18 protein-coding genes and 1 tRNA gene are annotated in these 17,104 nt (G+C 66.5%); 4 read left to right on the top strand and 15 right to left on the bottom strand.

Features of this window, described 5'->3' with window-relative positions:
• Nucleotides 1-67: 67 nt before the first annotated feature.
• From folD to ACSQ86_RS17700, 3 genes are all read left to right on the top strand, one after another.
• Nucleotides 68-925 (top strand): bifunctional methylenetetrahydrofolate dehydrogenase/methenyltetrahydrofolate cyclohydrolase FolD, encoded by an 858-nt coding sequence (gene folD / locus ACSQ86_RS17690; RefSeq protein WP_093108150.1) that lies wholly within the window; start codon nt 68-70, stop codon nt 923-925.
• Between the two features lie 34 nt (nt 926-959).
• On the top strand, nt 960-3,008 hold the full coding sequence (locus ACSQ86_RS17695; protein ID WP_436309333.1) for a M3 family metallopeptidase: 2,049 nt from the start codon (nt 960-962) through the stop codon (nt 3,006-3,008).
• A 239-nt stretch (nt 3,009-3,247) separates the two neighbouring features.
• Nucleotides 3,248-3,871, top strand: coding sequence for a glutaredoxin family protein (locus ACSQ86_RS17700; RefSeq protein ID WP_436304524.1), 624 nt, complete (start codon nt 3,248-3,250; stop codon nt 3,869-3,871).
• Nucleotides 3,872-3,968: 97 nt separating this feature from the next.
• Here the strand turns inward: ACSQ86_RS17700 and rpiA are convergent, their stop codons facing one another.
• Nucleotides 3,969-4,670, bottom strand: a complete 702-nt coding sequence (rpiA, locus tag ACSQ86_RS17705) for a ribose-5-phosphate isomerase RpiA (RefSeq protein ID WP_436309334.1) — start codon at nt 4,668-4,670, stop codon at nt 3,969-3,971.
• A 40-nt stretch (nt 4,671-4,710) separates the two neighbouring features.
• Between rpiA and ACSQ86_RS17710 the strand changes: the two genes are divergently transcribed.
• Nucleotides 4,711-5,778 (top strand): quinone-dependent dihydroorotate dehydrogenase, encoded by a 1,068-nt coding sequence (locus ACSQ86_RS17710; RefSeq protein WP_436309335.1) that lies wholly within the window; start codon nt 4,711-4,713, stop codon nt 5,776-5,778.
• Between the two features lie 13 nt (nt 5,779-5,791).
• On the opposite strand, the gene ACSQ86_RS17715 is transcribed toward ACSQ86_RS17710, so the two are convergent.
• From ACSQ86_RS17715 to uvrB, 14 genes are all read right to left on the bottom strand, one after another.
• The gene (locus ACSQ86_RS17715; protein WP_436309336.1) at nt 5,792-6,481 is read right to left on the bottom strand and encodes a phage holin family protein; all 690 of its coding nucleotides are present in this window, start codon (nt 6,479-6,481) and stop codon (nt 5,792-5,794) included.
• A gap of 42 nt (nt 6,482-6,523) precedes the next feature.
• Nucleotides 6,524-6,832 (bottom strand): glycine zipper domain-containing protein, encoded by a 309-nt coding sequence (locus tag ACSQ86_RS17720; RefSeq protein WP_126837873.1) that lies wholly within the window; start codon nt 6,830-6,832, stop codon nt 6,524-6,526.
• Nucleotides 6,833-6,925: 93 nt separating this feature from the next.
• Nucleotides 6,926-8,023, bottom strand: coding sequence for an NAD(P)/FAD-dependent oxidoreductase (locus tag ACSQ86_RS17725; protein WP_436304526.1), 1,098 nt, complete (start codon nt 8,021-8,023; stop codon nt 6,926-6,928).
• A 33-nt stretch (nt 8,024-8,056) separates the two neighbouring features.
• Nucleotides 8,057-8,203 carry a stereocilin gene (locus ACSQ86_RS17730; protein WP_093108166.1) on the bottom strand — a complete coding sequence of 49 codons (147 nt, stop codon included), beginning with the start codon at nt 8,201-8,203 and terminating at the stop codon, nt 8,057-8,059.
• Between the two features lie 120 nt (nt 8,204-8,323).
• Nucleotides 8,324-8,398: transfer RNA gene (locus ACSQ86_RS17735), tRNA-Val, on the bottom strand.
• An 86-nt stretch (nt 8,399-8,484) separates the two neighbouring features.
• Entirely contained in the window at nt 8,485-9,204 is a 720-nt protein-coding gene (gene dnaQ / locus ACSQ86_RS17740; RefSeq protein WP_436304544.1) for a DNA polymerase III subunit epsilon, read from the bottom strand.
• Nucleotides 9,204-9,542: an ISC system 2Fe-2S type ferredoxin gene (fdx, locus tag ACSQ86_RS17745; RefSeq protein ID WP_093108170.1), complete on the bottom strand. Its 339-nt coding sequence runs from the start codon at nt 9,540-9,542 to the stop codon at nt 9,204-9,206. Before fdx ends, dnaQ begins: the two co-directional genes overlap by 1 nt.
• A gap of 8 nt (nt 9,543-9,550) precedes the next feature.
• The gene (gene hscA, locus ACSQ86_RS17750) at nt 9,551-11,407 is read right to left on the bottom strand and encodes a Fe-S protein assembly chaperone HscA (protein WP_436309337.1); all 1,857 of its coding nucleotides are present in this window, start codon (nt 11,405-11,407) and stop codon (nt 9,551-9,553) included.
• A 96-nt stretch (nt 11,408-11,503) separates the two neighbouring features.
• Complete coding sequence (hscB, locus tag ACSQ86_RS17755) at nt 11,504-12,022, bottom strand: Fe-S protein assembly co-chaperone HscB (protein ID WP_436304546.1); 519 nt, start codon at nt 12,020-12,022, stop codon at nt 11,504-11,506.
• A 61-nt stretch (nt 12,023-12,083) separates the two neighbouring features.
• A complete protein-coding gene (iscA, locus tag ACSQ86_RS17760; protein WP_093108176.1) occupies nt 12,084-12,407 on the bottom strand; it encodes an iron-sulfur cluster assembly protein IscA in 324 nt (107 codons plus the stop codon).
• Between the two features lies 1 nt (nt 12,408).
• The gene (iscU, locus tag ACSQ86_RS17765; RefSeq protein WP_436292707.1) at nt 12,409-12,822 is read right to left on the bottom strand and encodes a Fe-S cluster assembly scaffold IscU; all 414 of its coding nucleotides are present in this window, start codon (nt 12,820-12,822) and stop codon (nt 12,409-12,411) included.
• Between the two features lie 22 nt (nt 12,823-12,844).
• Nucleotides 12,845-14,065: an IscS subfamily cysteine desulfurase gene (locus ACSQ86_RS17770; protein ID WP_436309338.1), complete on the bottom strand. Its 1,221-nt coding sequence runs from the start codon at nt 14,063-14,065 to the stop codon at nt 12,845-12,847.
• Nucleotides 14,066-14,147: 82 nt separating this feature from the next.
• Entirely contained in the window at nt 14,148-14,684 is a 537-nt protein-coding gene (gene iscR, locus ACSQ86_RS17775; protein ID WP_093108182.1) for a Fe-S cluster assembly transcriptional regulator IscR, read from the bottom strand.
• A gap of 220 nt (nt 14,685-14,904) precedes the next feature.
• A complete protein-coding gene (gene uvrB / locus ACSQ86_RS17780) occupies nt 14,905-17,037 on the bottom strand; it encodes an excinuclease ABC subunit UvrB (RefSeq protein WP_436309339.1) in 2,133 nt (710 codons plus the stop codon).
• Between the last annotated feature and the right edge of the window lie 67 nt (nt 17,038-17,104).

Genomic DNA, 17,104 nt, shown 5'->3' on the forward strand with positions numbered 1-17,104 from the left:
CCCGATAGCGATACCGATCTTCGACGCCTGCGCAAGCGGGCGTTTTTACTTGGAAAATCCAAAACCGATGACAGCTCAACTGATCGACGGCAACGCCCTCTCCCGAACGCTGCGCGCCGAAGTGGCGACGCGGGCCGCGGCGCTCAAGGCCCGCGGCGTCGCGCCCGGGCTGGCCGTGGTCCTGGTCGGGGAGAACCCCGCCAGCCAGGTCTACGTGCGCAACAAGGTCAAGGCCTGCGAAGACAACGGATTGCATTCGGTGCTCGAGAAGTACCCGGCCGAGCTGAGCGAGGCCGAGCTGCTGGCGAGGGTCGAGGCGCTCAACAAGGATCCGGCGATCCACGGCATCCTGGTGCAGCTGCCGCTGCCCGCGCACATCGACGCGCAGAAGGTCATCGAGGCCATCGCCCCCGCCAAGGACGTCGACGGCTTCCACGTCGCAAGCGCCGGTGCGCTCATGACGGGCATGCCCGGCTTCTGGCCTTGCACGCCCTACGGCTGCATGAAGATGTTCGAGTCCATCGGCTATGAACTGCGCGGCAAGCACGCCGTCGTCATCGGCCGCAGCAACATCGTCGGCAAGCCCATGGCGCTGATGCTGCTCGCGAAGAACGCGACCGTCACCATCTGCCACAGCGCGACGCAGGACCTCGGCGCCATCACGCGCCAAGCCGACGTGGTGGTCGCGGCCGTCGGCAAGCGCAATGTGCTCACGGCCGACATGGTCAAGCCCGGCGCCGTGGTGATCGATGTCGGGATGAACCGCAACGACGAAGGCAAGCTCTGCGGCGACGTGGATTTCGCCGGCGTGCGCGAGGTGGCCGGCTGGATCACGCCGGTGCCCGGCGGCGTCGGCCCGATGACCATCACGATGCTGCTCGTCAACACGATCGAGGCGGCCGAACGCGCCGCCGAGGCCACTTGAACTCGAGCCCCCTGCCCGCCATCTGAACAAGACCATGACCAATCCGCTCCTCGACTTCAACGACCTCCCGCTGTTCAACCGGATCAGGCCCGAGCATGTCGCGCCCGCCGTCGATGTGCTGCTCGCCGACGCCGAGGCCGCATTGCAGGCAGCGACCACGCCCGAATTCCCGGCCGACTGGACCGCGATCGCCAAGGTGCTCGACGTCGCCTCGGAGCGTTTCAGCCGCGCCTGGGGCGCCGTGGGCCATCTCAACGCGGTCGCCGACACGCCGGAGCTGCGCGCCGCCTACAACGAAGCGATGCCCCGCGTCACCGCCTTCTGGACCCGCCTCGGCTCCGACGAGCGGCTCTATGCCAAATACAAGGCGATCGATCCGGCGACCCTGAATCCCGAGCAGCGCCAGGCGCACCTCTACGCCGTGCGCAACTTCGTGCTCGGCGGCGCCGAATTGCAGGGCGAGGCGAAGAAGCGCTTTGCGGAAATCCAGGAACGCCAGGCCGAGCTGAGCCAGAAGTTCAGCGAGAACGCGCTCGACGCGACCGATGCGTTCGCGTACTACACCCAACTCGGCGAACTCGAGGGCCTGCCGGAAGACGTGGTCAGCGCGGCGCGCGCGGCGGCCGAAGCCGAGGGCAAGGAAGGCTACAAGCTCACGCTGAAGATGCCCTCCTACCTGCCGGTCATGCAGTTCGCCAGGAGCAGCGCCCTGCGCGAGAAGCTCTATCGCGCCTACGTCACGCGCGCCAGCGAATTCGGCGATCCCGCCTTCGACAACACCGAACTGATCCGCGAGATCCTCGCGCTGCGCCAGGAGGAAGCGAAGCTCCTGGGCTATCCCAACTTCGGCGAGCTTTCCATCGTGCCCAAGATGGCGGAATCGGCCGGACAGGTCATCAAGTTCCTGCGCGATCTCGCGGCCAAGGCCAAACCCTACGGCGAGCGCGACCTGGCCGACCTGCGCGTGTTCGCGGCGCAGCAACTCGGCATCGTCGACCCGCAACCCTGGGACTGGAGCTACATCGGCGAGAAGCTCAAGGAGGCGCGCTACGCCTTCAGCGAGCAGGAGGTCAAGCAGTACTTCACCGCGCCGAAGGTCATGGCCGGCCTGTTCAAGATCGTCGAGACGCTGTTCGAGGTGTCGATCCATCGCGACAGCGCGCCCGTGTGGCATCCGAGCGTCGAGGTCTACCGCATCGAACGCGCGGGGCAGAAGGTCGGCCAGTTCTATCTCGATCCGGCGGCCCGTGCCGCCAAGCGCGGCGGCGCCTGGATGGATGATGTGCGCGCCCGCTGGCTCAGGCCCGACACCGGCACGCTGCAGACGCCGGTCGCGCAACTGGTCTGCAACTTCGCCGAGGGCGTCGACGGCAAGCCGCCGCTGCTTACGCACGACGACGTGACGACGCTGTTCCACGAGTTCGGCCACGGGCTGCACCACATGCTCACGCAGGTCAACGAGCGCGACGTCTCGGGCATCAGCGGGGTCGAGTGGGACGCCGTCGAGCTGCCGAGCCAGTTCATGGAGAACTTCTGCTGGGAGTGGGATGTTCTGGCGCACATGACCTCGCACGTCGATACCGGCGAACCGCTGCCGCGCGCGCTGTTCGACAAGATGACGGCGGCCAAGAACTTCCAGAGCGGCCTGCAGACGCTGCGCCAGATCGAGTTCTCGCTGTTCGACATGCTGCTGCACACCGAATACGACGCCGCCGGCGCCCAGCCGGGCGACGTGATGGCGCTGCTCGGCAAGGTGCGCGACGAAGTCGCGGTGATGCCTTCGCCACCCTTCAGCCGCACGCCCAACACCTTCAGCCACATCTTCTCGGGCGGCTACGCGGCCGGCTACTACAGCTACAAGTGGGCCGAGGTGCTGAGCGCCGACGCCTACGCGGCCTTCGAGGAAACCGCCGGCGCCAATGGAGAGCCGAGCATCGAGACCGGCCGCAAATACCGCCAGGCCATCCTCGAGGCCGGCGGCAGCCGCAGCGCGATGGAGTCCTTCAAGGCCTTCCGGGGCCGCGAGCCGCAGCTCGATGCGCTGCTGCGACACCAGGGAATGACAGAGGCGCAGCCGGCCTGAGATGCGTGCTCAGGGGCGAAACGCCCCAGGCGACAGTAGGGGGTGCTCGTGGAGCCGCGGGTCCAACTGATATACGGGTTCGAGGCAAGGACAAACCGACCTCTTTGCCGGACGCCGCCGCTCAATTACAACAAGGTTTCATGCGTCGTGGGTCGCGCCAGGCGCGGTGGAGCAACTGATATGGCGCGGCGCCCGCGCGGCCTGAGATACTCCGCTCCATCGGATCACGAAAGTCATCGATGAAGCTCAACGCACATCTCTCAGGCCTCGCCCTGCTGTTCGCCGCCGGCGCCGCCCTGGCGCAGCCGGTCTACCGCCATGTCGACAAGAACGGCAAGGTCACCTTCTCGGACCAGCCGCCTGCCGCCAATGCGCAACCCGCGACGCCGCGCGGCGGCAGCGCGGCGGGTGCCAGCGCCGGCCTGCCCTACGAACTGCGGCAGGTTGCGCAGCGATACCCGGTCACGCTCTACACCAGCGACGAGTGCGGGCCCTGCGGCGCGGGCCGCTCGCTGCTGGTGACACGCGGAATCCCCTTCGACGAACGGACCATCAAGAGCAACGAGGACGTGGAGGCGCTGCAGCGCTTGAGCGGCCAGGCCTCGCTGCCGCTGCTGTCCATCGGCACGCAGCAGCTCAAGGGTTTTTCGGATGCCGAGTGGTCGCAGTATCTCGACGCGGCAGGCTATCCCAAGAGCGCCCAGTTGCCAGCGAGCTACCGCAACCCGCCGGCGCAGCCCCTTGTGGCTGCCCAGCCAGCGCCTGCGGCGCAGCCCCAGCGTGCTGCGCCTGCGCCATCTACCCCGCAGCCGCCTGCTGCGACCGGCCCGACACCGAGCAATCCGGCCGGCATCAAGTTCTGAATCAATAGCCCCCACGCTCCGTCGCTTCGCGTACTCGCTGCCCCCCGAGGGGGCCGCAGGCCGCCTTGGGGCGGCCCGGCGCCGGCCTGACCCTCGCTCAGTCGAAGCGAAGCGTCTGCACGCCGGACGGCATGCCCAGCAGACACACGTTGGCCCGTTGGTGGGCGAAAACCCCCACGGTGACCACGCCGGGCCATTGATTCACTTCGCTCTCGAAGCCCAGGGGGTCGGTGATCCGGAGGCCCGTCACGTCGATGATGTGCTGGCCGTTGTCGGTGACCAGCGCCACGCCGTCCTTCTCGCGCACCTGGGCCATGCCGCCGAGCCGCGCGAACTGCCGTATCACGCGCTGCGCCGCCATCGGGATCACCTCGACCGGCAGCGGGAATGCGCCGAGCGTGTTCACGCGCTTGGAAGAATCTGCAATGCAGACGAAGCGCCTGGACTGGGCGGCGACGATCTTTTCGCGCGTGAGCGCGGCGCCACCGCCCTTGATCATGTAGCCGCGGCCGTCGATCTCGTCGGCGCCGTCGATGTACACAGCCAGTTCCTCGACCTCGTTGCTGTCGAACACCGGGATGCCCAGCGCATGCAGGCGTTCGGTCGACGCCACTGAGCTGGACACCGCGCCGCGGATGTCGCCCTTGATCGTCGCCAGCGCGTCGATGAACTTGTTCACCGTCGAGCCGGTGCCGACGCCGACGATCTCTCCCTTCACCACGTGGGCGAGCGCGGCGCGGCCGACCTGCGCCTTGAGTTCGTCCTGGGTCAGGGCCGATGCGGGAGCGGGGGAAGTCATCGGAGAGAATCCTTGGGGCTACGAAGTCCAGAATTATCCGATGTCCCTGCTGCTCCCCTCCTCTCTTTACGGTCTTGCCCGACCTTTCCTCTTCGGCTTCGATCCCGAGCACGCCCATGAGCTGACGCTCGACGCGCTGGCGCGCACGCAGAACACGCCGCTGGCCTGCGTCTATGCGGCGCCCCGCATCGAGGACCGGCGCACGCTGGCCGGCCTCTCGTTCCCGAACCGGGTCGGGCTCGCTGCCGGACTCGACAAGAACGCCCGCTGCATCGATGCCTTTGCCGCCATGGGCTTCGGCTTCGTCGAAGTCGGCACGGTCACGCCGAAGGCGCAGCCGGGCAATCCGAAGCCGCGCATGTTCCGCCTGCCGCAGCGTGACGCGCTGATCAACCGGCTCGGCTTCAATAACGAAGGGCTCGAGGCCTTCCTGGCCAACGTGCAGCGCGCGCGCTTTCGCCGCAACGACTCCAAGCGGGCGATGCTGCTGGGGCTCAACATCGGCAAGAACGCCGCGACGCCGATCGAGCGTGCAGTCGACGACTACCTCGTCTGCCTCGACGGCGTCTACCCGCATGCCGACTACGTGACGATCAACATCTCCAGCCCCAACACCGCCAATCTGCGTTCGCTCCAGAGCGACGAGGCGCTCGATGCGCTGCTCGGGGCGGTGGCGGACAAGCGCGCTGCGCTCGCCGCACGGCATGGCAAGCGGGTTCCGCTGTTCGTGAAGATCGCACCGGATCTCGACGAGGCCCAGGTTCGGGTGATCGCGGCCACGCTGCGCCGCCACGGCATGGACGGCGTGGTCGCCACCAACACCACGCTGGCGCGTGACGCGGTGGCGGGCCTGCCGCATGCGAACGAAGCCGGCGGCCTCTCGGGTGCGCCGGTCAGGGAAGCGAGCAATCGCGTGATCCGCCAGCTGCGATCGGCACTGGGCAGTGATTTTCCGATCATCGGCGTCGGCGGCATCCTGAGCGCCGCCGATGCCGAGGCCAAGATCGCCGCCGGCGCCGATCTCGTGCAGATCTACACCGGGCTGATCTACCGGGGCCCGGCGCTGGTGCGCCAGGCAGCTCAGGCACTGCGCAAGCGCGGCGCCTGAGCGTCTTCCCGGATCAGCGCATCCGCCACAGCACCGGCACGACGATGGCCGCCCAGCGCAGCAGGCGGCGCGGACCGAGCACCGCCACGGCCGCCGCGGTCACGACGCCGGTCGCCACCGGATGCTCGCGCGCGATCCGCAGCGCTGCGGCGCCGGGGGACTCGTCGTCAGGCGGCACGTCGGCCTTCTTCGACGACGCGCCCTGCAGCGTCGCGATGCGCTCGCGCTGGCGCGCGATGCGCTCGAGCAGTTCTTCGCGGCTCTGGGGCCTGGGTTCACGCGGTGGCGCTTCGGCCTCGTCGCCGAGACCGAAGCGGTCTTGAACCCATTCCCAATCGCGCTCGAACTCGCGGCGTGCGGGGCCGAAGGCTTCCGAGGTCTTGCGCAAGGTGCTCATCAACGCCACGGCCGCAACCAGCCAGAGCGCGATCCATATCGCCGCCACTGCCCAGGCGGCCGCAACGCGGTTCGGCGTCTCCCAGAAATGCACGACCACCGCCACCGACAGCAAGGCGACGGCGACCGTCGTGAGCCCGATCACCGCGATCACCAGGACCAGCATCAGCTGCAGGCGCTGCTTTTCTTCTTCCCATGCCAGCTGCAGCAGCTGGACACGGTCTTCGGCTGCCAGGGCGCCTTCGCTGGCTGCGATGCGCAGCCGGCGAAGGCGCGAGTCCAGCCCGAACAGGGACAACAGCCTCATGCGAGGCCCCCGAGGCCCTCGCGCCGGCCGAATCGGCGAGGCTCAGCGGCGACCAAGCAGCAAACCCACCAGCACACCCACCGCCAAGGCGGCACCGGCGATTTGCCACGGCTCGTCATGGGCGTAGGCATTGGCGGTGTTGGCCGCTTCACGCGCCTTCTTGGCGGCGAGCTTGCTCTTCTCGGCCGCGAGCTCGCGTGCGATCGCCAGTTTGCTGTCGATGCGCTGGCGCAGGGCCTTGATGTGCGGCAAGGTGTCGAGATCCTTGCTGGCGAGCACACCGCGAACGTCGCTGGCGATGTCTTCGGCCACGGCGTTGGCAGCCGCTTCGAGATTTGAGGATGCAGTCATTGAAATCTTCCCTCAGTGGATTGCACCGGCACCGTGCCGGCGGCTTCACGCCGGCAAGCGGCGTGGCGTTCCATGGTACATGGCCGCGCGGGTCTACGGCAGCAATGCGGCCACATGCCGGCCGATCGCGAGGCTGCTGGTGAGCCCCGGCGACTCGATGCCGAACAGATTGACCAGCCCCGGAACGCCGTGCGTGGCCGGGCCCTCGATCAGAAAATCGCGCGCCGCCTCGCCCGGGCCGGACACCTTCGGCCGGATGCCGGCGTACCCGGGGATGAGCGCGCCGTCCGGCAACGCCGGCCAGTACTTGCGCACCTCGGCATAGAAGCCGTCGCCGCGCTTCGGATCGACCACCAGGTCGTCGGGTGAATCGACCCACTGAACGTCGGGGCCGAACTTGGCCTGGCCGCCCAGATCGAGCGTCAAGTGCACGCCCAGGCCTGCCGCTTCGGGCACCGGGTAGATCAAACGACTGAAAGGCGCGCGGCCCGCCAGCGTGAAGTAGCTGCCCTTGGCGAAATGGGCCGACGGCACTGCGCTCGCAGGCAAACCGTCGAAGCGCCGTGCGAGTGCGGGCGCGGCGAGACCGGCCGCGTTCACGACGCTGTTGCAACGCAGGGCGGTGCCGTCCTGGGCCATCAAGACGACGACGCCGTCCGCGCACTCTGCGCGCACGACCGCTGACTTGAGGGCGAGGACGCCGCCCGCATGCTCGAGATCGCCCTGCAGGCTCAGCATCAGCGCATGGCTGTCGACGATGCCGGTGCTCGGCGAATGCAGAGCGGCCAGGCATTCGAGCTGCGGCTCCATCGCGCGCGCCTGCTCCCGCGTGAGCAGCACGAGATCGTCGACGTCATTGGCCCGCGCCTTGGCGGCGATCGCGTCCAATTGCGCGACCTGCGTCGGCGCCGTGGCCACGATCAGCTTGCCGCAGCGCCGGTGCGGCAGGCCGCGCTCGGCCGCGTAGTCGTAGAGCAACTGCTTGCCTTCGACGCACAGACGCGCCTTGAGCGAACCCTCGGGGTAGTAGATGCCCGCGTGGATCACCTCGCTGTTGCGGGAGCTGGTGCCGGTGCCGATGGCGCCTTCGGCCTCGAGCACGACCACCTCGCGGCCTTTGAGCGCAAGCGCTCGGGCAACGGCCAGGCCCACGACACCGGCGCCGATGACAGCGCAATCGAATTCATCCATCCGGCGAGCTTAGCGGGCCCGCGCCCGCCAGGTTCACTCCGGCTGGGCGGGGAACGGGTTTTCGGGATCCGAAGGACCGCCCGGCGGGGTGGCGGGACCTTCGTCCGGCTCGACCGGAAGCTCCGGCACGTCGGGCGGATCGGAGGTGATGGGCGTCGGAAGATCGGGACTCGTGGCCATGATCGCTTCTCCTTTCCCTAGCGTTCTACGCGCTTTGCGGCGCGCGACAAGCAGCGCACTGCCGCAGTTGGCGTCGGCACCAGCCGACACAACAAACAGCAGGATAAGGAAAAAGGAAATTGGTGGGCGGTGGAGGCTTCGAACCTCCGACCCCAGCAGTGTGAATGCTGTGCTCTACCCCTGAGCTAACCGCCCCTCGACGCCATCGGCGTCGAATCAAATGATGTCCGACGCTCGGTGCGCCAGATGGATTTTCGTGCCGTGTGGCGCGAAGCCCGCAATTATGCCACAGCGTTTCCGTCGATTTGCCGGAAAAGCGTTTGGCCTTTGCTGGATTTGTCGAGCTGCAGCAGCAGTTCTTCGTGGGCGGCGAGTTCGTGCTCGGTCGCCACCAGCACGGGCAGTTCGATGCTGCGCAGATCGATCATCACCACCGTGCCCGTGGTCGGCTCGTTCGATGCGACGTCGATCAGGAGCGCATCCTGGCCGCGCGTCAGGTTGATGTAGACGTCGGCCAGCAACTGCGCATCCAGCTTGGCGCCGTGGAAGGTGCGGTTCGAGCGGTCGACGCCGAAGCGGTCGCACAGCGCGTCCAGCGAATTGCGCTTGCCAGGGTAGACCGCCTTCGCCATCGCCAGCGTATCGGTGACTTCGCCGACGAAACTGCGCAGCGGCGGCAGGCCGGCAAGCTCGAATTCCTTGTTGAGGAAGCCGACGTCGAAGGCCGCGTTGTGGATGATCAGCTCGGCATCGCGCAAGTACTCGACGACGTCGTTCGCGAGCGTGACGAACTTCGGCTTGTCGCGCAGGAAATCGGTCGTCAGTCCGTGGACCTTGAGCGCGTCTTCGTGGCTCTCGCGCTCCGGATTGAAATAGATGTGCAGGTCGTTGCCGGTGAGCTTGCGATTGAACAGCTCCACGCAGCCGAGCTCGATGACGCGGTCGCCGTTCTCTGCCGAAAGTCCTGTGGTTTCGGTGTCCAGGACGATCTGGCGCGTCATCAGTGGTTTTCCTTGGCGTGGTTGATCGAATATTTCGGAATCTCGACCGTCAGATCGGTCTGCCCCAGTATCGCCTGACAGCTCAGCCGTGACTGCGGCTCGAGTCCCCAGGCGCGGTCGAGCAGGTCTTCCTCGCCCTCTTCCGCCTCGTTCAACGATTCGAGCCCCTTGCGCACCACGACGTGGCAGGTGGTGCAGGCGCAGCTCATCTCGCAGGCGTGTTCGATATGGATGTGGTTCTCGAGCAGCGCCTCGCAGATCGAGGTGCCGGCCGGCGCGCTGATCTCGGCGCCCTGCGGGCAATACTCGGAATGAGGAAGGATCTTGATCGTGGGCATTGAGGGTTCTAGAGAGATTCGATCTGGCGGCCCGAGAGCGCACGCGCGATGCCCGCATTCATTCGCTCGGCGGCAAAGGCTTCGGTGCCATCCGCCAATGCCTTGGTCGCGGCTTCGACGACCGCTGCGTCGTTGGCTGTTCGCGCCTCGCGCAGCGCGGCCATCAGCGCCTCGATCGCCCCGCGCTCCTCGGCGCTCAGGAGCTCGCCGTCGGCATCCAGCGCGCTCTGCGTGGCCAGCAGCATGCGGTCGGCATCCACGCGCGCCTCGACCAGCGCACGCGCCTGCATATCCTGCTCCGCGGTCGAGAAGCTTTCCTGCAGCATGGACGCGATCTGGTCGTCGGAAAGGCCGTAGGACGGCTTCACCGTGACGCTCGCTTCCACGCCGCTGCCTTGCTCCTTCGCGCTCACGCTGAGCAGCCCATCGGCATCGACTGTGAAGGTGACGCGGATGCGCGCGGCGCCCGCAGCCATCGGCGGAATCCCGCGCAGCTCGAAACGCGCGAGGCTGCGGCAATCGGCGACCAGGTCGCGCTCGCCCTGCACCACGTGCAGTGCCAATGCGGTCTGGCCGTCCTGGTAGGTCGTGAAGTCCTGCGCCATGGCCGTCGGGATGGTCTGGTTGCGTGGCACGATGCGCTCGACCAGTCCGCCCATGGTCTCGATGCCGAGCGAGAGTGGAATCACGTCGAGCAGCAGCAGGTCGTCGGCGCCGCCGTTGCCGGCGAGCTGGTTGGCCTGGATCGCGGCGCCGAGCGCGACGACTTCGTCGGGGTTCAGGTTGATCAGCGGCTCGCGGCCGAAGAATGCGGCGACGGCATGCCGAATCTGCGGCATGCGCGTGGCACCGCCGACCAGCACGATGCCCTGCAGCTCGCCCGGCTGGAGCCGGGCATCGCGCAGCGCCTTGCGCACGGCCGCGATGGTGCGTGCGGTGAGGCTGGCGGTGGCGGCCTCGAACTGCTCGCGCCGGATTTCGACGCGCAGCGGGGTGTCTGCCACGTCCGCCGCGAAAGTGGCGGATTCGGCAGCCGTCAGCGCCTCCTTGGCGGCCCGCGCGGCCACCAGCAGCATGGCCTTGTCTGTGTCGCTTTGCGCCTCGAGACCGGCTTGCGCCAGCACGAGATCGGCGAGCGCATGGTCGTAGTCGTCGCCGCCGAGCGCCGAGTCGCCGCCGGTGGCGATGACTTCGAACACGCCCTGCGTGAGCCTCAGGATCGAGATGTCGAAGGTGCCGCCGCCGAGGTCGTAGACCGCGTAGACGCCCTCGCTCGCGTTGTCCAGGCCGTAGGCGATCGCGGCCGCCGTCGGTTCGCTGATCAGGCGCAGCACGTTGAGCCCGGCAAGCTGGGCCGCATCCTTGGTGGCTTGGCGCTGGCCTTCGTCGAAGTACGCGGGCACGGTAATCACGGCGCCGTAGAGCTCGTCGTCGAAGGTGTCCTCGGCCCGATAGCGCAAGGTCGCGAGGATTTCGGCGCTCACCTCGACCGGCGACTTCTCGCCGGCCGCGGTCTGCACCTTGGCCATACCCGCATCGCCGCTCAGGCGGTAGGCCATGGCATCGCGGTTGACGATGTCCTGCACGCCGCGCCCCATCAGGCGCTTGACCGAGGTGATGACGTTGGCCGGGTCGACGGCACGCGCGGCCAGCGCATCGAAGCCGATCTGGCGGCGATCCTTGTCGAGGTAGCGCACGGCCGACGGCAGCACCACGCGGCCTTCGGCGTCGGGCAGGCATTCGGCCACGCCGCTGCGCACCGCCGCCACCAGCGAATGCGTGGTGCCGAGGTCGATGCCGACCGCGATGCGGCGCTGGTGCGGATCCGGCGCCTGGCCGGGTTCTGAAATCTGGAGCAATGGCATCAGGCCTCCCGCCGGGCCGCCCCAAGGGGGGCCCGCGCCCCCCCCTCGGGGGGCAGCGAATACACGAAGTGATGAACGTGGGGGCAATTCATCCCGCTATTGTCCCCACTGCTCGGACTTGGCTTCGATGTCCTGTGCAAAGCGCTCTATGAACATGAGGGCTCTCACCTGGCGCGCCGCGCCGGGGTAATCGCCTTTCTCGTCGATCAGCCAGTCGAGCGAGGACAGCGCACGAGCGCGGCCGACCTCGACCTCCGCGCGCAGCTTGTCGAGCGCGGCGGCGTCGCGCGCCTCATCGAGCTCCTCCCGCCATTCCATCTGCTGATGGAGGAAATCCGGGGGCATCGCCGTGTTTTTCTCGGCATCGATGGGGGAGCCGTTCAGCGCGCACAAATAGCTCGCCCGCTTGATCGGGTCCTTGAGCCGCTGATAGGCCTCATTGATGCGCACCGACCACTGCATCGCGACACGCTGTGCCGCAGCGCCCTGGGCCGCAAAGCGATCGGGGTGCGCCTCGCGCTGCAGTTCCTTCCAGCGCGCGTCCAGCGCGGCACGGTCCTGCGCAAAGCGGGCAGGCACGGCGAAAAGTTCGAAGTCGGTGTCGTTCAGGTTCATGGCGATAAAAAGCCGCCAGCACATGACATGGTGGCGGCTCGGGCGCGAAGCCGATCGGAAATCAGATGCGGAAGCTTTCGCCGCAGCCGCAGCGGTCGCGTTCGTTCGGGTTGTTGAACTTGAAGCCCTCGTTGAGGCCTTCCCGCACGAAATCCAGCTGCGTGCCGTCGATGTACGCCAGGCTCTTGGGGTCGACCAGCACTTTCACGCCATGGTCTTCGAACACGACATCTTCGGGCGCCAGTTCGTCCACGTACTCGAGCTTGTAGGCCAGGCCCGAGCAGCCCGTGGTCTTGACGCCCAGCCGCACGCCCACGCCCTTGCCCCGCTTCCCGAGGTAGCGGGTGACGTGGCGCGCGGCCGATTCGGTGAGGGTCACAGCCATGTCAGTGAGCAGCTTCCGTGCTTGCCACGGCAGCGCCGTGCTTGGCCTTGTAGTCGCTGACGGCCGCCTTGATCGCGTCTTCCGCGAGGATCGAGCAGTGGATCTTGACCGGCGGCAGCGCCAGTTCTTCGGCGATCTGCGCATTCTTCAGCGCGGCCGCTTGGTCGAGGGTCTTGCCCTTGACCCATTCGGTCACGAGGGAAGAGGACGCGATCGCCGAGCCGCAACCATAGGTCTTGAAGCGCGCGTCTTCGATCACACCGGTTTCCGGGTTGACCTTGATCTGCAGCTTCATGACGTCGCCGCACGCCGGTGCGCCGACCATGCCCGTGCCCACCGAGTCGTCGCCCTTTTCGAAGGAGCCGACGTTGCGGGGGTTTTCATAGTGGTCGATGACCTTGGATGAATATGCCATGGGTGTACCTCTCAGTCTTTGTTCAATGCGCCGACCACTGGATCGTGCTGATGTCGATGCCGTCCTGGAACATTTCCCACAGGGGGCTCAGCTCGCGGAGCTTGGCGACGTTGTGCTTGATGGTGGAGATCGCGTAGTCGATTTCTTCCGCGGTCGTGAAGCGGCCGATCGTCATGCGCAGGCTGCTGTGCGCGAGCTCGTCGCTACGGCCGAGCGCGCGCAGCACATAGCTGGGCTCCAGGCTGGCCGAGGTGCAGGCCGAACCGCTCGACACCGCCAGGCCCTTGATGCCCATGATCAGCGACTCGCCCTCGACATAGTTGAAGCTCATGTTGAGGTTGTGCGGCACGCGGTGTTCGAGGTCGCCGTTGATGAAGACCTGCTCGACGTCCTTCAGGCCGTTGAGCAGGCGCTGCTGCAAGGCACGCGCCTTGACAATGTCTTCCTTCATCTCGAGCTTGGCAAGGCGGAAAGCCTCGCCCATGCCGACGATCTGGTGGGTGGGCAGAGTGCCCGAGCGCATGCCGCGCTCATGGCCGCCGCCGTGCATCTGGGCTTCCAGCCGCACGCGCGGCTTGCGACGCACGTACAGCGCGCCGATGCCCTTGGGGCCGTAGGTCTTGTGCGAAGCCAGGCTCATGAGGTCGATCGGCAAGCTCTTGACGTCGATCTCGACCTTGCCGGTGGCCTGCGCCGCATCGACGTGGAAGATCACGCCCTTTTCGCGGCAGATGTTGCCGAGCGTCACCACGTCCTGGATCACGCCGATCTCGTTGTTCACGAACATCACGCTCGCGAGGACGGTGTCGGGGCGAATCGCGGCCTTGAAGACCTCGAGATCGAGCAGGCCGTTTTCCTGCACGTCCAGGTAGCTCACTTCGAAGCCCTGGCGCTCGAGTTCACGCATGGTGTCGAGCACGGCCTTGTGCTCGGTCTTGACCGTGATCAGGTGCTTGCCCTTGCCCTTGTAGAACTGCGCCGCGCCCTTGAGCGCGAGGTTGTTCGACTCGGTGGCGCCCGAAGTCCAGACGATTTCGCGCGGGTCGGCGCCGATCAGGTCGGCCACGTCGGCACGCGCCTTCTCGACGACCTCCTCCGCTTCCCAGCCCCAGGCGTGGCTGCGCGATGCCGGGTTGCCGAAGTGCTCTCGCAACCAGGGAATCATCGCGTCGACGACGCGCGAATCGACCGGCGTCGTCGCGCCGTAGTCGAGATAGATCGGGAAATGAGGAGTGACGTCCATGGCTGGCTCAGGCTGGCGGGGGTTTATCTTTGTCGAAACGGGGTCAAAGCGGATCGAGCGGCGCCGCGAGGCGCCCCCTCGATCACGACTTGGCGAAGACGTTGCCCAGTGCGAACACCGAATTCGGGGCGTTGACCCGGATCGGCTTGACCACCGGCTGGCTCGAAATCGCGCGCTTGACCGCCGGCTTGTTCTCGATCTGCACGCCCTTGGCGAGCTGGTCGTCCACCAGCTTCTGCAGCGTGACGGAATCGAGGAACTCGACCATGCGCTGGTTCAGCGATGCCCACAGCTCATGGGTCATGCAACGGCCGGCTTCACCCAGGCAGTTTTCCTTGCCGCCGCATTGCGTGGCATCGATGGGTTCATCGACGGAAACAATGATGTCGGCCACGGTGATATCCGCTGCCTTGCGGCCGAGCGAATAGCCGCCGCCGGGGCCGCGGGTCGACTCGACCAACTCGTGACGGCGCAGCTTGCCGAACAGCTGTTCGAGGTACGAAAGGGAAATCTGCTGCCGCTGGCTGATCGCGGCCAGCGTGACCGGACCGGTGTTCTGGCGCAGCGCCAGATCGATCATGGCTGTGACCGCAAAACGGCCTTTGGTAGTGAGACGCATCGCAAGCTCCTTTGAGTGCTTACCGTTGAAATGACACCGCGGCTGTTGTGGGCTTCGGTGACGCCGTCTCCGCCCTTCCCGACCCACTTTCCGCTGGTGATCCAGTCGGTAGGAGCCGGTTCTTCATCGCGAAGTTCGTTTGCTTGAGTAATTCGCTCAAGTATAGCAGAAGGCCCTTCGGCTTGCTCGGGTAAACCCGATTGAAAGCTCCAAATGACGATCAGGAGCCCGCCTCGCCCACGGACGGTATTGTGATGTTGTCCCTGCCGGGCGCGCCGAAAGCCTGCTCGCGCAACAACGCCAGTTGGTCGCGCACCCGGGCGGCTTTCTCGAACTCGAGGTTGCGCGCATGTTCCAGCATGAGCTTTTCCAGCCGCTTGATCTCGCGCGCGACATCCTTTTCGGACATGTCCTCGACCTTCGCGCGCTCGAGATCGCGCTTGGCGGCTTCCTTGGTCGATTTTTCGCTGTAGACGCCGTCGATCAGGTCGCGCACCTGTTTCACGATGCTGCGCGGCGTGATGCCGTGGGCCTCGTTGTGGGCGATCTGCCGCGCGCGCCGCCGCTCGGTCTCGCCGATGGCTTTGGTCATCGAGTCGGTCATGCGGTCGGCATAGAGGATGGCCTTGCCGTTCAGATTGCGCGCCGCCCGGCCGATGGTCTGGATCAGCGAACGCTCGGCGCGAAGAAAACCTTCCTTGTCGGCATCGAGGATCGCCACCAGCGACACCTCGGGAATATCGAGGCCTTCGCGCAGCAAGTTGATGCCGACCAGCACGTCGAAGGCCCCGAGGCGCAGGTCGCGCAGGATCTCGACGCGCTCTACCGTGTCGACATCGCTGTGCAGGTAGCGCACCTTGACGCCGTTGTCGCTCAGGTAGTCGGTCAACTGCTCGGCCATGCGCTTGGTGAGCGTGGTGATCAGCACGCGCTCGTTCTTGTCGACGCGCAGCCGGATTTCCTGCAGCACGTCGTCCACCTGGTGGGTAGCGGGGCGGACCTCGACTTCCGGGTCGATCAGCCCGGTCGGCCGCACCAGCTGCTCGACCACGTTGCCGGCGTTGTCCTTTTCGTATTGCGCAGGCGTAGCGGAGACGAAGATGCACTGCCGCATGCGCGTTTCGAACTCGTCGAACTTGAGCGGCCGATTGTCGAGCGCCGACGGCAGCCGGAAGCCGTATTCGACCAGCGTGGTCTTGCGCGCGCGGTCGCCGTTGTACATGCCGCCCAGCTGGCCGATCATCTGGTGGCTCTCGTCGAGGAACATCAGCGCGTCCTTCGGCAGGTAGTCGGTCAGCGTCGCGGGCGGTTCGCCCGGCGCGGCGCCCGAGAGATGGCGGGTGTAGTTCTCGATGCCTTTGCAGTGGCCGATCTCGGCCAGCATTTCGAGATCGAAGCGCGTGCGCTGCTCCAGCCGCTGCGCCTCGACCAGCTTGCCCTGGCTCACGAACTCCTTGAGCCGGCCGTCGAGCTCGATCTTGATGGTCTCGACCGCGCTCAGCACCTTGTCGCGCGGCGTCACGTAGTGGCTCGAGGGGTACACCGTGAAGCGCGGGATCTTCTGCCGGATGCGCCCCGTGAGCGGATCGAAGAGCTGCAGCGTCTCGATCTCGTCGTCGAACAGCTCGATGCGGATCGCCAGCTCGCTGTGCTCGGCCGGAAACACGTCGATCGTGTCGCCGCGCACGCGGAAGGTGCCGCGCGAAAAATCCTGCTCGTTGCGCGTGTACTGCATGCGAATCAGCCGGCCGATCACGTCGCGCTGGCCGATCTTGTCGCCGGTGCGCATGATGAAGCGCATCTGCGTGTAGTCCTCGGGCGTGCCGATGCCGTAAATCGCGCTCACCGTGGCCACGATGACGGTGTCGCGCCGCTCCAGCACGCTCTTGGTCGCCGACAACCGCATCTGCTCGATGTGCTCGTTGATCGAGCTGTCTTTCTCGATGAACAGGTCGCGCTGCGGCACGTAGGCCTCGGGCTGGTAATAGTCGTAGTAGCTCACGAAATACTCGACCGCGTTCTTCGGAAAGAACTCGCGAAACTCGCTGTAAAGCTGCGCGGCCAGCGTCTTGTTGGGCGCGAACACGATGGCCGGCCGGCCCAGCCGGGCGATCACGTTGGCCATGGTGAAGGTCTTGCCCGAGCCGGTGACGCCGAGCAGGGTCTGAAACACCTCGCCGTCCTGCACACCCTCGACCAGGCCGGCAATCGCGTTCGGCTGATCGCCTGCAGGCGGATAAGGCTGGTAGAGCTCGAACGGCGAACCGGGGAACTTGATGAATTCGCCCTGCTTTGCAGGACCGACCGGGTCGGCGTGTTGCGGCTCGGGAATGGCTTCAGTGATTTCTGGCATGGCGTGGACCCTGGGAGTTGGTGGCGCGGCCGGTAAAATTCAAGGCAACCGGAAAGCTTAAACGCTG

Origin of the sequence: Variovorax sp. LjRoot130 (assembly GCF_964253755.1) — a bacterium.
Lineage (GTDB): Bacteria > Pseudomonadota > Gammaproteobacteria > Burkholderiales > Burkholderiaceae_C > Variovorax.

Excerpts from the sequence above, each read along its gene's own strand:
- folD (WP_093108150.1), top strand. The coding sequence starts at position 68 with ATGACAGCTCAACTGATCGACGGCAACGCCCTCTCCCGAACGCTGCGC.
- ACSQ86_RS17695 (WP_436309333.1), top strand. The coding sequence starts at position 960 with ATGACCAATCCGCTCCTCGACTTCAACGACCTCCCGCTGTTCAACCGG.
- ACSQ86_RS17700 (WP_436304524.1), top strand. The coding sequence starts at position 3,248 with ATGAAGCTCAACGCACATCTCTCAGGCCTCGCCCTGCTGTTCGCCGCC.
- rpiA (WP_436309334.1), bottom strand. The coding sequence starts at position 4,670 with ATGACTTCCCCCGCTCCCGCATCGGCCCTGACCCAGGACGAACTCAAG.
- ACSQ86_RS17710 (WP_436309335.1), top strand. The coding sequence starts at position 4,711 with ATGTCCCTGCTGCTCCCCTCCTCTCTTTACGGTCTTGCCCGACCTTTC.
- ACSQ86_RS17715 (WP_436309336.1), bottom strand. The coding sequence starts at position 6,481 with ATGAGGCTGTTGTCCCTGTTCGGGCTGGACTCGCGCCTTCGCCGGCTG.
- ACSQ86_RS17720 (WP_126837873.1), bottom strand. The coding sequence starts at position 6,832 with ATGACTGCATCCTCAAATCTCGAAGCGGCTGCCAACGCCGTGGCCGAA.
- ACSQ86_RS17725 (WP_436304526.1), bottom strand. The coding sequence starts at position 8,023 with ATGGATGAATTCGATTGCGCTGTCATCGGCGCCGGTGTCGTGGGCCTG.
- ACSQ86_RS17730 (WP_093108166.1), bottom strand. The coding sequence starts at position 8,203 with ATGGCCACGAGTCCCGATCTTCCGACGCCCATCACCTCCGATCCGCCC.
- dnaQ (WP_436304544.1), bottom strand. The coding sequence starts at position 9,204 with ATGACGCGCCAGATCGTCCTGGACACCGAAACCACAGGACTTTCGGCA.
- fdx (WP_093108170.1), bottom strand. The coding sequence starts at position 9,542 with ATGCCCACGATCAAGATCCTTCCTCATTCCGAGTATTGCCCGCAGGGC.
- hscA (WP_436309337.1), bottom strand. The coding sequence starts at position 11,407 with ATGCCATTGCTCCAGATTTCAGAACCCGGCCAGGCGCCGGATCCGCAC.
- hscB (WP_436304546.1), bottom strand. The coding sequence starts at position 12,022 with ATGAACCTGAACGACACCGACTTCGAACTTTTCGCCGTGCCTGCCCGC.
- iscA (WP_093108176.1), bottom strand. The coding sequence starts at position 12,407 with ATGGCTGTGACCCTCACCGAATCGGCCGCGCGCCACGTCACCCGCTAC.
- iscU (WP_436292707.1), bottom strand. The coding sequence starts at position 12,822 with ATGGCATATTCATCCAAGGTCATCGACCACTATGAAAACCCCCGCAAC.
- ACSQ86_RS17770 (WP_436309338.1), bottom strand. The coding sequence starts at position 14,065 with ATGGACGTCACTCCTCATTTCCCGATCTATCTCGACTACGGCGCGACG.
- iscR (WP_093108182.1), bottom strand. The coding sequence starts at position 14,684 with ATGCGTCTCACTACCAAAGGCCGTTTTGCGGTCACAGCCATGATCGAT.
- uvrB (WP_436309339.1), bottom strand. The coding sequence starts at position 17,037 with ATGCCAGAAATCACTGAAGCCATTCCCGAGCCGCAACACGCCGACCCG.